We start from the raw sequence: 13,466 nt of genomic DNA on the forward strand, positions 1-13,466 counted from the left end.
AAAAAAAGCACCTTATGGTGTCTTTTCTTTATTTTTTTAAAACGTCGCAACGACACGAGGGTATTTTTTTAATACAAGCAACCTTGATAAATGAATAAATAGAAAAGGCATGTTTTGAAAAAGATTAATCAAAACATGCCCTTATACTATTTAATTGGATTATTCGTTTATAAAAAAGTCGTACCGTTTTGAATAAAGTTGTGTCGTTTATAAAAAAATTGCACCGTTTTATCTCTATAAATCTCCATAAGTATCAATCTTGCCTGATGTACTCGAAACCATTCACCAGGTTTTTATCCAAAAATATATTTTCTCTCATAATCCAAAAATCAATATTTAATTGTGTATGAAAGATTGACACAAATCAAGTTGATATAACATAATAAATCAGTTGAAAAATACGTCATAACCAAAGTCTAGATAATATGGAGGTTCTTTTGAATGTGAAACAGACACAAAAAACATTATCTTGGCGCCCTAGAGGTTTTTTTCAATGGCTGCTGACAATCCTTGCTGTGATAGCCCTCCCTATTACCGTCATGATAGCATACTATCTCCTCAATCCAATCAATGTCAGTAATATAATGAGTGGGCTCGCATGGTCTGCGTCACTATTTCCGATGGTTCTATTAACCACAACATTGGTCATGATAGTTCTATTAGTACTAGCTTTCTGGAAAAAGGCCCTAATCGCTCGGACGATTTTGATTCCTATATTGTTACTACTAATCTTTCTAATTGTACAGCCAATCACTAGCATGTTGAGCTATGCTAAAAGCGAGAAAGTATCGGTTTCTCTTAGCTCTCACTTTTCCATAAAGAAAGATATATCATCAAAGCCTATACAGGATGTCGTATATGGAAAAACTACGGATGGTGTTGAGTTAAAGCTTGATGTGTGGCCTGCCAAGGAGGAATCAGCAGACACTCTGAAACCTGCCATTGTGAAAGTGCATGGGGGAGGATGGGTAGGGGGAGATAAAAGTGAGAATCCAGCTTTGAATCAATGGCTGAATGAACTCGGATATACAATTTTTGATGTACAATATCGTATGCCCCCTCATGCAGGCTGGAAAGATGAAGTTGGGGATGTAAAATCAGCACTAGGCTGGGTACTGGATAATGCGGATACCTACAAGATTGATCCCCAAAAAATAAACTTAATGGGGGAGTCAGCAGGAGGAAATCTTGCTATGCTTGCCGCCTACAGCATGGGAAATGCACAGTTACCGCCTTCAACCAATGTTCCTAATGTACCTATTAATTCGGTGATTAATCTATACGGGCCCGCAGATATGACAACGTTTTATAAAAGCAATCCTAGCCCTGACTATGTTCAAGATGTTACGAAGCAGTATATTGGAGGATCTCCTTCCCAATTCTCTGATCGTTATAAAATACTCTCACCTATCAACTATATTCAGGAAAGTACACCACCTACAATTACATTTTTAGGAACTAGCGATCGTATTGTCCCGGAAGAACAAGCTGAAATTTTGAACAAGGCGCTGGCTTTGAATGGTGTAGCTCATGAATTCTACCTTCTTCCAGAGGCTGATCATGGATTCGATACAAACCCTGGTAGTTTGAGTACTCAGTTTGCCCGAGAGCAAGTTAAGGCATTTCTTCAAAAATATAATAAATGAACATAGAAATGAGCAGGCATGTGAAACGCGAGACAAAGAATAGAAAGACCGGGAGCAATTAAAGATGTTTTATCCGGATAATTGTAAAAAGCAAGTCCTTTGTAAGTAAACTATACGATACATCTATGTTTTAAAGGATATTTTTGATCAAACTTTTTTCAAAACACGCTCTTTCTTTTTGTACGTTTATCAAGTTATTAGTATAAATTCTAACAAACTTTATTCTAAAGTAATAACTGTTGTTTTTCAGGTATAAAATACGGGAACGTCCGATTTGGACGTTCCCGTTCTTATTCCATTAAAGCCCCCCTATAATGGAATAACTGTAAAGCTCATGAAGCTTTTTTAAAAGCTGCGTTTCGCTGCCCAAGCACCTTGCATTTTACTAAGGAATACAATTTGCCCAATATGATATGCGTCGTGCATTGCTAAACTCTTCAGTTCAAGCACTAATGAATTATCTCCTGGAATCTGTCTATACAAATCTTCATGTTCTGATTTTGCTAGAATTTTTCCAAGTTCACGATGAACATAATAGTATTCTTGTTTTGTTTCCTTCCAATTTTCTAACGTCTCAGTTGGTAATCGAAATGTAGAGTCATTATTTTCTGCCTGTGGTTCATTCGCTGTTTCACCAAGAAATCGCATCAGATATCTCTTTTCATAGAAAAGTAAATGACAAACTAATTCCCAAATGGAATTCATTGCCCCATCAGCTGGTTTCCAAATTGCCTGTTCAAAAGTGATGTCCTCCAGCACTTTTTCAAGTGGTGGAAACCAGTCTTCTTCATCTAAGCAGCTTGCCCATTGCTGTGATAAAAGTGTTTTTACATCCATTTTCTATTCCCTCCAATTTAATCCTAGATTGAATTTTTTATTGCTTACCTTACAATAGATTCGCATCAGTTAAAGAGTATTCCTCTAAACAGAATTTCTTTTATTACTTGTTCCATTATTTCACCTTCTAAAAGATTAGGTTATCGTATTAATTATTGTTCAACTATTCTGCCCCGATAGTCATAATGAACGAAAACGACTCCCATCGCTTAACGTAGATTACACTTGGTCATAATGTTACTACCAAAAATAAAAAACCAAGTGTAGAGCTACACACGAAAAGGAGCCTTATTATGAAGGATGTTCAAAAATTTGTTGGTTTAGACGTATCTAAAGATTCAATTGCTGTTGCGATTGCTGATTCTGGTCGTGGTGAACCTAGATTTCATGGAACTATTCAAAATAAACCAGAGGATATTCGCAAATTGATGAAAAAGTTAGGGAAGCCTGAAAGCCTATTAGTATGTTATGAAGCAGGATCTTCTGGGTATGGAATTTATCGATTTCTTCTATCTATGGACATTGATTGTATGGTTGTCGCACCCTCACTTATTCCAAAGCGATCGGGCGATCGTGTGAAAACAGATAAAAGAGATTCTATTAGATTAGCTCAGCTACTTCGCGCTGGAGAGCTAACTTCTGTATGGGTTCCAGATGAAGATCATGAAGCATTGAGAGACTTAATTCGTGCTCGTCATGATGCTCGTGAGGATTTACAAAGTTCTCGCCAGAGGCTTGTTCACTTCTTACTTCGCCATGGAATACGTCCTCCGCAAGGAGTTAGAAATTGGTCCGTAAAACATCGTGAATGGTTAAAACGATTAACATTTGAAAGAGCTTCTCAACGTATTGTTTTTCAAGAATATCTTCATGCAATCAATGAAGTTGAAGATCGTATGAAACGAATCGAAGCTCAGATCCATGAAGAAGCCCTTCAAAGTGAACATGCACCCGTAATTCAAGCACTTCAAACTTTGAGAGGTGTCGCAGAAGTCACTGCAGTTACTCTAGTAGCTGAAATTGGACAGTTTTCTCGATTTTCTAACCCAAGACAATTGATGTCCTATGCTGGACTTGTTCTTAAAGAATACTCTAGTGGATCAACTCGTTGGCAAGGTTCAATTACGAAGACAGGAAATTCTCAAGTTCGTCGTTCCATTGTAGAAGTCTGTTGGTCTTATCGGCACCGTCCATCACTTAAAGGTGAATTACTTAAACGTCAAGAAGGTCAAGATCCAGAGGCAAAACGTATTGCTTGGAAGGCACAACACCGTCTTCATATGAAATATCATCGCATCTCTGCTAAAGGAAAAGGTGGAAAAGTGGCTGTGGTTGCTGTTGCTAGAGAGTTACTTGGATTTATTTGGGCTATCGGTTGTGCCATTGAGGATAAGCAAGTAAGTGTATCGAATGTTGCTTAAGTAGATCGAAAGTAAGATTATGTAATAAATGATTTTATCGAATCATAATTTTGTGATTTAGAATTGAAGATTTGGCTCGAAGGCAAACCCCCGGGAAGGAGAACCCTCATGTGCAACTATGCACTAGGTCTAGGGACTGAACGTGCGCCGTTAGTCCGAGGCAGCTCCGTGACGGATGGAGTGAAATGTGGTAACCAACCCACGCATATCAGTTTGTATACCACCGTCAACGTTTTTGCCTTCGTGCCAAGTTTTTAAGGTTATCCTTGTTCAACTTTTAGAATTGTATCCATTTCGATTTAGCTTATCAAGGGAAAGTACGCCCTTGACAAGCTAAATCCGAAAGGATATTTGGTTTATAAGTTGAACAAGGAATAACTCTATTCATAGCTGAATGAAACACCATTTAAAAACATTTGGGTGTGGTGGGTTGACAGTTTCGTTCATATCAGTTGCATAAAGAAAAAACTGCCTTAAAGACAGTCCCGGTTTTCAGCTAACGCACCCGTTAGTTGAAGATGGATTACTAATCATTCAACCCTAAAAAGATATTTGCCTCATTTTTTATTTTAGATTCTCAACTCCTTATATTCATTACAAGCATTAGTTGGTTCGTCACCAAGTACTTTGCCAATTGTGTTCGAAACTCCCTGTGCCTCTAAACACTTTTTATATTTTGCTTCATCAGATAATTCAACTTTATAGTATATACCTACTATACCTACTATAATTACGGATGTTACTACTGCTAATAATATTTTCTTCACATTGATATCTCCTTTATATATAGAAATTACTTCCAAAAAATCATAACAAAGATTTATTAAGCCGTAAATACAGTGATAGTCTTATAAAATATAAGACCTTAGTCGTAGCTCCTCGCTATTATTAGATATGCTCTATCTTCTAACTTCCACACTATACTATTAAACTAACCTGCCCCGATAGTTTATTAATAACAAAATAAAAAGGACCCTCGGGCCCTTAAAAATACTTTCTATACAAGTCTCTCCGCATTGCACCACTTAGATATGCATACATTTTTGTGGTTTCACTTTTTTCATGACCCATTAAATTTTGAATCACTTCCAGAGGCGCTCCATTATTCAATAAATTTGTGGCGTAACTATGTCTAAGCTGATGAGGATGAATGCTCTTTTTAATGTCCGTTCTCTTTGCTATCAGTTTTATAACGTTTCTCGCTTGAGAAATACTCATTCGATGGGGGGCGCGTGTTGTCACAAAGAGTGCTTCCTCATGATCTTTTCGCTCACTTAAATATCGTTTCAACCATATTTCACAACGAGTATTAAAATATACTTCTCGTTCTTTATTTCCTTTTCCTAATACGATTGCTGATTGATTAGAAAAATTAATTGATGTCCTATCTAGCGTTATTGCTTCACCAATTCTACATCCTGCTGAGTACATAAACTCAAATAAAGCATTTTTGAATGTTGTATGACAAGCTTCCCGCAAATGTTCAATTTCCACTTCAGACAAGTATTTTGGAACCCTTAATTCTACTTTTGGTTCCTTTATTTTTGATGCAGGATTTCCATTAATTAAATTTTCATCTTGTGCCCATCTAAATAAAGATTTAATAAATCGAATTCTATGCCCCAGACTGGATGGCTTAAGCTTTTCAGCTGCTTTTCCCAGATAAACTTTAAGAGAATTAGTTGAAAGTTCTTGAATGGATATATTTCCAAAACTCTTCACCGACAAGTTAAATTGAACGTAATATGACTTTAATGTTTGTGGAGAATAACCTTGGATTTGCTTATCTGCTTTATATAAACTCCATACTTCAGTTAAGTTCATACCTTTTTCTCTCCCATCTATACCATAATCTTATTAGACGGTATAGACGAATAAAGAACAATTATACTAGATTAGTAGATTTTTAAAGGCACCCTTGGTTGAAGGAAGTACGTTTGTTATTATTCATCTATATTTAGCCCTTAACCTTCTGGACCTATGGTTATATGTAGAATTTCATTCGATTCAAAGAACTTGCAAATATCATTGTTTTTCTTTTTTGTTTTATACCAATGTTTAGTAACATCTACGTTAGAAAAAACTAATAATTCATTTATGGTAGACCTTAAATAAAATTCATATAAATTGTTTTTGACTGTCTCTTACAAAACCCATATACCCTTTCGTTTCCTTGACTATAGGAAGTTAAAAGTCAATCATCAATATCATAATAATAACCTTATTTATCAATGCTTAAGTAGGTTACCTACATGTTTTTTTCTTTTCTAGACTCTAATTATCCACATATAATGATTAGCTTCATGTTCATCTTCACCTAATCCGTTAAAAAATATCTTCCCCTATCATTATACCTTAATTATCACAATCGGCTAGATATGACTTCGTTTTTACTGAACTGATAGTAGAAAGCATTAAATGATTGCTTTACTGCTGCGAAGATTGGGAATTTCAGGCTGATGATAAAAGCCGTCGAATAGGCAGTTTAATTTGCAAAAAAATAAGCTTCATTAATTGATGGCCAAAATAGTTTTAGGAGGAATTGAACTATATACAAAAACAACAAATACAATGTTAAATGTTCCTTTTCTTGCTTTCCGTTGGTTAGATGAAAGTGAGGAAATAAATTTTTTTGATTGCAACACAGTTAATTATGTATCTTAACAGCCCCTTTTATAATAAAGGAACGTTAATTGGCAAAAGACTAAAGAAAAACATATTACTTTACAAAATGTATATAACTTTCTTTTATTATTCCAAATTCGTCTGAAATCTCTTCAATTTTTGGTTTAAAATAGGGATAATGTAAGATAAATCTATTTTTCTTGTATGATAAAGTAGAATAGTAGAAAAATGAATCGAAGGATGTGGTATTATTTGATGTTAAATGTAAAAAAAATGTCGTTTGTTGTTTTTATTTGTTTCTTGTTTTTTATACCAAATTCAATCTTTGCTCAAGAAATTTTACACAATGGAAGTCAAGGACAAGCAGTTTATGACTTACAAGAAAATTTAAAGAAAATGGGTTACTTTAACAGTCAACCAACGGGGTATTATGGTTCAATTACTGATCATGCAGTTAAACAACTTCAACAAGATTCTGGAATATTACCAGATGGAGTCTTTGGATTCCAAACACAACAAAAATTAAATAGTATTGAAATGATGGCCAGGGTTGTTTATGGAGAAGCTCGAGGAGAAACTTATGAAGGAAAAGTAGCTGTCGCTGCAGTAATTTTGAACCGAATGTCAACGCCAGGTTTTCCTAAAAATACTTACGATGTTATTTTCCAGACAAATGCTTTTACAGCTGTACATGATGGGCAATATTATTTGACCCCAAATAGCCATTCTTATCGAGCTGTTATTGATGCCTTACAAGGTTGGGATCCTACTCATGGTTCTGTTTATTATTATAATCCGTTCTTGGCAACAGATGAATGGATTTTCACAAGGAAAACAGTCATTAGAATAGGCAACCACTTATTTGCAAAGTAAATCTAATCTACATACATATTGAGGAATGATATTTTTATAGTTTCGTATTATAAATATCCCATTAACTATGTCGTGTGGTATAAAAGGTCGGGCAGTATTTGCCCGACCTTTTTGGTGGCACCCCCATAAGAAAAAACTGCCTTAAAGACAGCTCCGATCTTCAGCTAACGCACCCGCTAGTAAAAGAGTGAATGTTAAATTGTACCTTTCATTCTAAATACTTTCACACCTAACTCAGATTTAAGTTCTAGCATTGCTTTTTTTAAAAAAAAGCTATTGCTTGCTTGTTACTTGGTGACACACGAAGGTTGTATTCATCAACTCCATTGTTTTTAAAGAACTTCAATCATAAATCACCCAATTAGTTCAATATCCATCTCCTTAAACTTTTGAATTATATATGATGTTTTCCTTATTTTCCGTACCCTTTTCCTTATTTTCCGTACCCATTTGCTTATAAACAATATTAAGTACTTTTCCCTTGGTTCCAAAAGAAAAAGCGATTACCTGGTATAGGAACCGCCTTCAACTATCTTTGCAAAGTCATCTAGAGTAGTTGAATACTTGATATAAATTCGTGGTAAAAGATAAAGTTCGTCTTTAATGCCCTTCTCAGAAAATAGTTCAGGAGTTGTCGTAAGTCCAAATAAATAATATTTCTTCGTTTCTTCTACGACTTTGTCTTTGAAATTTCTGTATGGATACGCAATAGCATTAACTGGTTTGCCTGTTATTTTTTGAATTTTAAGTAAGTTAGTTCCATACATACCTGCTTTCATTAGTAAAAGAAAGTGTCAACCAGGGATGGGTGCCTTTACAATTTCATAAACACTTTGAATTCAAATTGATTAACTATCTTTAAAAAATATTGTATTTGTTGGTCTTCTTATTAACAACTTGTCCAAACCAATCAATACTTTCCTCATAGAATGAATACAAGTATTTATACCGAAATGGAGGAAACAAACCAGTGAGTGACAGAGATTTTTCAAATGATTCTCCAGGCCCAAAAGGAAAATTAATTACTGGACATTCAAAGGAGTTTATTTCAGATACACTTGGCTTTCTTACCCGTTTAGCAAATGAATATGGAGAAGTTGCTAAAATTCGTTTTGGACCTTTCCATAATGTTTACCTTATTTCAAATTCAGATTTAATTAAGCAGGTACTTGTAACAAAACACAAATCCTTCTTGAAATCAAAGGACTTCTCTGCTTTAAAACCAGTACTCGGAGAAGGCCTAATTACAAGTGAAAAAGAATATCACATGCGCCAAAGAAGGCTTATTCAACCCTCATTCAAAAAGTCTCATATTAGCAATTATGGTCAGGATATGATTGATATAACAATGGACTATATTTCCACTTGGAAAAACAGAGAAGAAAGGATCATTACGGAGGATATGATGAGCCTTACACTGAGTATTATCAGCAAGACCATGTTCAGCATGAGACTCAAAGAAGGATATGGCATGCTCGGGGAACCTATAGAAGCCTTCATGAGAATTGCCGTTAAAAGAATGCGAACACTTCAAATGCCACTATGGGTTCCAACTAAAAACAACCGTGAATATAAAATTGCGAAACAGAGACTTGATAAGGTGATTTATAGCGTTATTGAAAAACGCAGAACAGAGGTAGAGAGACATGAGGATATGCTTGGGATTCTAATGGATGCTCGAGATGATGAGGATGGCTTAGCCATGACAGACAAGCAGTTACGTGATGAGTTAATGACCATTTTCCTTGCCGGTCACGAAACAACAGCAAACGCGCTTTCCTGGACCTTATACTTGCTTTCCCAACACCCTGATGTGGAAACTAAACTTTTCAATGAAATAGATAGTGTAATCGGCAACCGTAATCTAACACCTGGCGATTTTATGAAATTAACATACACACAAAATGTTATCTATGAATCAATGCGCATATACCCACCTGTCTATGTCATACAACGGGAAGTGGCGGAGGATGTGGTAATTGGAGGGTATCTTTTTAAAAAAGGCGATATGATCCTGTTAAGTCAGTATGTGATGCACCACAAGCCTGAGTATTTTGATAATCCAAATTCCTTTAAACCTGAGCGATTTGAAAACAACTTTATGAAAACCCTACCCCCGTTCGCTTACTTTCCATTTGGCGGAGGTCCGAGAGTTTGTATCGGTAATCATTTTGCAGTGATGGAAGCTGTTCTCGTCCTAGCATGCATAGCTCAACGATATCGGATAAGGCTGGCGCCTGACCATCATGAAGTAAAGCCACTTCCGTCTATTACACTCAGACCAAAGCGTGGATTGCGTATGGTAGTCGAAGAGAGAATTATAGGAGATATCCAACCAAAAGCTTCTGAAATTTAAAGGAATTAATGAACAAAATTGTCACTCTACCCCTAGGGAAGATCCCCCTTAGTTCCATAAAAAAGACTGCCGCATCAACCCTAGTTTTTGAAGTAAACCAGCTAGGCTTCGACACAGTAGATAGTGGTCCTTTAAGTGATTCGTGGAGACAACTGCCAGGAACTCCTGCATACTGCACATAACTAACAAAAGCATTGGAAAAAGCAAATAAAGAAAAAGCCCCATTCCTACGGGATAAGGTAATAGAGAAGTTATCAGCTTCTAACCTCAACCCCCTCTCAAGTAAAGATATTGTGAATATGAACAGAGAAATATATAATTCATAAAACAAAAAGGTGCACTCAGTTTAAAGTGTACCTTTTCGCATATCCATATATCCCCATGAAGTTGTGGGAAAATATGTTTGCCTCTTTCCTTTTTGCCGCCAAGCAATCCAGAATATTAATGGTAATTCTGAGAGATTACAAAAGCCCTTCCAGTCCGATCTCAATTTTTTTCAAAACAGAATCTAAGTATGATTGTGTTTTAAACCCCTCTTCTACTAACCTCCCTCTATAAACATTGATGTATCAACGAGGAAAATGAAGCGGAAGATTTAAACATAGTATTGAAATTCCAGTTTTTATTACCAAATTTGAATTATCCCGGAAAAACATGTAATGACTGCTTTACTTCGGCGAAGATTGGGGATTTCAGGCTGGATGATAAAACTTGTCCTAAAGATTAATAGGCAAAAAGGGCTTTACTAATTGTTGGTCAGTTTGGGCTGGGTGTGACCATGATAATCTATCTATAAAAGACAGTGAATATGCTATTTATGAACTTTAAATGGATACCTTCTTCATTAATCGTTTTAATTTATCTTCTGTAGCCGTTCCCTCTACTGGTGTATAGATACTGCACCTTAAGTCCATGTCCCCCTGGACTTGGAGAGACGTTAAATTGAACAGCATCTTTCCTGCTTTAGCATGTCTAAATTCAATCATCATTTCTGGAGCTTTGCTCACTTGACTTTCTTGCCATAAAGATTGAAATTCCGGGTGAGAATCACTCATTTCTTTAATAAATAGGTTATACCACTCATCACCTAAGTAGTGACCATAATAGGCACGAAAAATGGAAAGAAATCCTTTAACAAAATGCTCCCAATTCACAGCTAATGATTTTAATTCTTTTCTTGTAAATACTAGTTGGATCAAATTTCGTTGGTCATCCGGGAGTTGTTCAAAATCTAAAAATACATGAGAGGCAGCATCGTTCCAGCCTACAATATGACAATGTCGATCTGTAATGATAGTAGGGCAATACGTTAACTCAGCTAAAATTCTCTCCAAAGAAGGACTAAGTTTTGGCTGTTCCTTCTTTCGATGAATTATAGATGATTTCACTTCTAAAGCTAAATCATATAGATACTCCCGTTCATCATTATTTAATTGCAGAGCTGTAGATATGCAATCCAATACGCTTGTAGAGACCTTTATATCCCGACCTTGCTCTAGCCATGTATACCAAGTAGTACTAACTCCCGCCAAATGTGCAACTTCTTCTCTTCGTAAGCCAGGTGTTCTCCTCCGTGTACCAGCAGGTATACCTATAGATTCAGGCTTAATTTGGGATCGCTTCGTTTTCAAAAATGAAGACAAAGCTTCAAGTCTGGTTTTATCATTCATTTCTAAATCCTCCATCATAACATTTAACCGGGTAGTTATTATACCAGGATAAACACTCACTTGTAATAGGATAACTCCGAAGTATAATACAAGTATACTATTCATTTGGAGTGATGAAAAATGGAAAGAGTCGTTATTACAGGAATGGGAGTAGTCTCTCCTATTGGAAACAACGTAGAAAAATTTTGGAGGAATCTGACTGAAGGGAAGTCTGGCATTTCCTCTATTGATACATTTGACGTAATCAATCATAAAGCAAAAATTGCAGGAATTATTCGTGATTTTAATGCAGATGATATCTTAGGAAAAAATGAAGCGCGACGTCTAGATCGTTTTACTCAATTTGCTTTGGCTGCTGCTGAACAAGCCTGGACTGATTCTGGTTTAGATATTGATGATATCAACCTGGAAAGACTTGGCGTATATGTTGGTTCGGGAATAGGAGGAATTGAGACATTGATTGATAATGTGGATACTCTTCGAGAAAAAGGTCCAAGAAGAGTCAGTCCAACCCTGGTACCAGCCATGATTTCAAATGCTGCCGCGGCCCAAATTAGTATTAAGTGGAATGCAATGGGACCTACTATGTCACCTGTTTCTGCTTGTGCTATCGGTAATACAGCTATTGGTGAAGCATTCAGACTTATTCGCTTTGGAGAAGCTGATGCCGTTTTTGCAGGAGGTGCAGAGGCAGCTATAACAGATTTATCTTTAGCTAGTTTTGGTAATGCTACAGCATTATCAACGAGAAACGATAATCCAACTAAAGCTAGCCGTCCTTTTGATGTAAATCGAGATGGATTTGTCATGTCAGAAGGAGCAGGAATTTTAATCTTGGAATCTTTGTCCCACGCTTTGCGTAGAGACGCAAAAATTTATGCTGAAGTCATTGGGTATGGTGCAAGTTCTGATGCCTATCATATGGTAGCTACACACCCAGAAGGTAAAGGAGCCTATCTTGCAATGAAAATGGCTTTGAAAAACGCAAAAATTTCTCCTGAAGAGATTGATGTTATTAGCGCTCATGCAACAAGTACAGAAGTTGGAGATCGTTCTGAGACACTGGCAATTAAAAAACTATTTGAATCAAAAGCTTATCGAATCCCAATAACAGCTAATAAATCCATGCTTGGTCACATGTTAGGAGCAGCTGGAGGCGTGGAAGCAATTGCTTTGGCAAAAAGTTTACAGGAAGGAATTATTCCTCCGACCATCAACTTGGAAAAGCCTGACTCATTATGTGATTTAGATTATGTACCGGGAATTGCCCGGAAAGTGGAAATAAATACTGGTCTATCCAATTCATTTGGTTTTGGAGGTCATAATGCAGCAATCGTTTTAAAAAAATATGAGTGAATTAACTTTCGCTTCTTATTTCTAAAATTCAAGATCCTCAAGAGAAATTTTAGTTAGTTACCTTAATGGGTCACTTCGAAAAAGCCCTTTTTTCTTAAGGGCTTTTCTTATGTTCATAAAGCCCTATTTTTCAATTACCTATTAGCTACATCGACTAATTTAGTTAACAAAACAGTTAAGATTCCTTGCCCACGATAGTTTTCCGAAACAAACATATATATGCCTTGTCACTCTTATTGGTATTGAACCACAAGCAATAATTCTTCATTAATCTTTTATCATCATATTAACAAGGTCTAAATTTTTCTTCGATTAAGAACATGACCATAAAAAAGATCTAGTACAAATGACTAGATTCTCTTTTTAATATCTTCCCTTATTGATTCAATGAGAGTACCTGATAAATTTGTTGGAAGAGATGAACCATCCTTAAAAACCCATGTATTAATTATTTCAAGATCTTCTTTTTTAAAAGTGATGCTATAATCTTTATCTTTGTGAGTAAAATCAGCTGTAACCGATTCTTCACCATTAAACTCGTCATCAATAATCATATTTTTGATTTCATATGGCTTCACGATGTAATCTCCTTTTTATCATTCTTGTATATAGAATGGGCTTTATATGATTGTTTATTCATTTTTTTCACGCCAATTCAAAAATCGAAGGGTCATTTTAGGAG

Annotated in this window: 12 protein-coding genes and 1 pseudogene; 6 read left to right on the forward strand and 7 right to left on the reverse strand. The window is 35.9% G+C overall.

Annotated features, from left to right (window positions below; translation table 11 throughout):
* Positions 1-443 precede the first annotated feature (443 nt).
* Positions 444-1,646 (forward strand): alpha/beta hydrolase, encoded by a 1,203-nt coding sequence (locus tag QNH43_RS16465; RefSeq protein ID WP_283914955.1) that lies wholly within the window; start codon positions 444-446, stop codon positions 1,644-1,646.
* A 345-nt stretch (positions 1,647-1,991) separates the two neighbouring features.
* Here QNH43_RS16465 and QNH43_RS16470 read toward each other — a convergent pair whose 3' ends face one another.
* The gene (locus QNH43_RS16470; protein WP_283914956.1) at positions 1,992-2,483 is read right to left on the reverse strand and encodes a DinB family protein; all 492 of its coding nucleotides are present in this window, start codon (positions 2,481-2,483) and stop codon (positions 1,992-1,994) included.
* Positions 2,484-2,776: 293 nt separating this feature from the next.
* On the opposite strand from QNH43_RS16470, the gene QNH43_RS16475 reads away from it, so the two are divergent.
* Positions 2,777-3,904, forward strand: coding sequence for an IS110 family RNA-guided transposase (locus tag QNH43_RS16475; RefSeq protein WP_283914957.1), 1,128 nt, complete (start codon positions 2,777-2,779; stop codon positions 3,902-3,904).
* Between the two features lie 569 nt (positions 3,905-4,473).
* Here the strand turns inward: QNH43_RS16475 and QNH43_RS16480 are convergent.
* Both QNH43_RS16480 and QNH43_RS16485 read right to left on the reverse strand, forming a co-directional pair.
* On the reverse strand, positions 4,474-4,671 hold the full coding sequence (locus QNH43_RS16480; protein WP_283914958.1) for a hypothetical protein: 198 nt from the start codon (positions 4,669-4,671) through the stop codon (positions 4,474-4,476).
* Positions 4,672-4,888: 217 nt separating this feature from the next.
* Positions 4,889-5,728 (reverse strand): tyrosine-type recombinase/integrase, encoded by an 840-nt coding sequence (locus tag QNH43_RS16485; protein WP_283914959.1) that lies wholly within the window; start codon positions 5,726-5,728, stop codon positions 4,889-4,891.
* A 1,056-nt stretch (positions 5,729-6,784) separates the two neighbouring features.
* On the opposite strand from QNH43_RS16485, the gene QNH43_RS16490 reads away from it, so the two are divergent.
* A complete protein-coding gene (locus tag QNH43_RS16490; protein WP_283914960.1) occupies positions 6,785-7,402 on the forward strand; it encodes a cell wall hydrolase in 618 nt (205 codons plus the stop codon).
* 503 nt (positions 7,403-7,905) lie between these two features.
* On the opposite strand, the gene QNH43_RS16495 is transcribed toward QNH43_RS16490, so the two are convergent.
* A complete protein-coding gene (locus tag QNH43_RS16495) occupies positions 7,906-8,169 on the reverse strand; it encodes a polysaccharide deacetylase family protein (RefSeq protein WP_283914961.1) in 264 nt (87 codons plus the stop codon).
* A gap of 203 nt (positions 8,170-8,372) precedes the next feature.
* Here QNH43_RS16495 and QNH43_RS16500 point away from each other — a divergent pair, with 203 nt between their 5' ends.
* Positions 8,373-9,758 (forward strand): cytochrome P450, encoded by a 1,386-nt coding sequence (locus QNH43_RS16500; RefSeq protein ID WP_283914962.1) that lies wholly within the window; start codon positions 8,373-8,375, stop codon positions 9,756-9,758.
* Positions 9,759-9,853: 95 nt separating this feature from the next.
* A pseudogene (locus QNH43_RS16505) lies at positions 9,854-10,084 on the forward strand (3-hydroxyisobutyrate dehydrogenase); the annotation flags it as partial.
* A gap of 498 nt (positions 10,085-10,582) precedes the next feature.
* Here QNH43_RS16505 and QNH43_RS16510 read toward each other — a convergent pair.
* Complete coding sequence (locus QNH43_RS16510; RefSeq protein ID WP_283914963.1) at positions 10,583-11,428, reverse strand: helix-turn-helix transcriptional regulator; 846 nt, start codon at positions 11,426-11,428, stop codon at positions 10,583-10,585.
* A 120-nt stretch (positions 11,429-11,548) separates the two neighbouring features.
* On the opposite strand from QNH43_RS16510, the gene fabF reads away from it, so the two are divergent.
* Positions 11,549-12,784 (forward strand): beta-ketoacyl-ACP synthase II, encoded by a 1,236-nt coding sequence (gene fabF, locus QNH43_RS16515; RefSeq protein WP_283914964.1) that lies wholly within the window; start codon positions 11,549-11,551, stop codon positions 12,782-12,784.
* Between the two features lie 134 nt (positions 12,785-12,918).
* Here the strand turns inward: fabF and QNH43_RS27840 are convergent, their stop codons facing one another.
* Positions 12,919-12,999 carry a GNAT family protein gene (locus QNH43_RS27840; RefSeq protein ID WP_434060203.1) on the reverse strand — a complete coding sequence of 27 codons (81 nt, stop codon included), beginning with the start codon at positions 12,997-12,999 and terminating at the stop codon, positions 12,919-12,921.
* Positions 13,000-13,134: 135 nt separating this feature from the next.
* Positions 13,135-13,362 (reverse strand): hypothetical protein, encoded by a 228-nt coding sequence (locus tag QNH43_RS16520; RefSeq protein WP_283914965.1) that lies wholly within the window; start codon positions 13,360-13,362, stop codon positions 13,135-13,137.
* Positions 13,363-13,466 lie beyond the last annotated feature (104 nt).

The sequence above is a fragment of the Peribacillus simplex genome, from assembly GCF_030123325.1.
GTDB classification, from domain to species: domain Bacteria; phylum Bacillota; class Bacilli; order Bacillales; family DSM-1321; genus Peribacillus; species Peribacillus simplex_D.

Bases quoted from the DNA above. Each gene is read 5' to 3' on its own strand.
- QNH43_RS16475 (WP_283914957.1), top strand. From the start codon at position 2,777: ATGAAGGATGTTCAAAAATTTGTTGGTTTAGACGTATCTAAAGATTCA.
- fabF (WP_283914964.1), top strand. From the start codon at position 11,549: ATGGAAAGAGTCGTTATTACAGGAATGGGAGTAGTCTCTCCTATTGGA.
- QNH43_RS16485 (WP_283914959.1), bottom strand. From the start codon at position 5,728: ATGAACTTAACTGAAGTATGGAGTTTATATAAAGCAGATAAGCAAATC.
- QNH43_RS16495 (WP_283914961.1), bottom strand. From the start codon at position 8,169: ATGTATGGAACTAACTTACTTAAAATTCAAAAAATAACAGGCAAACCA.
- QNH43_RS16510 (WP_283914963.1), bottom strand. From the start codon at position 11,428: ATGAATGATAAAACCAGACTTGAAGCTTTGTCTTCATTTTTGAAAACG.
- QNH43_RS16470 (WP_283914956.1), bottom strand. From the start codon at position 2,483: ATGGATGTAAAAACACTTTTATCACAGCAATGGGCAAGCTGCTTAGAT.
- QNH43_RS16490 (WP_283914960.1), top strand. From the start codon at position 6,785: ATGTTAAATGTAAAAAAAATGTCGTTTGTTGTTTTTATTTGTTTCTTG.
- QNH43_RS27840 (WP_434060203.1), bottom strand. From the start codon at position 12,999: ATGTTTGTTTCGGAAAACTATCGTGGGCAAGGAATCTTAACTGTTTTG.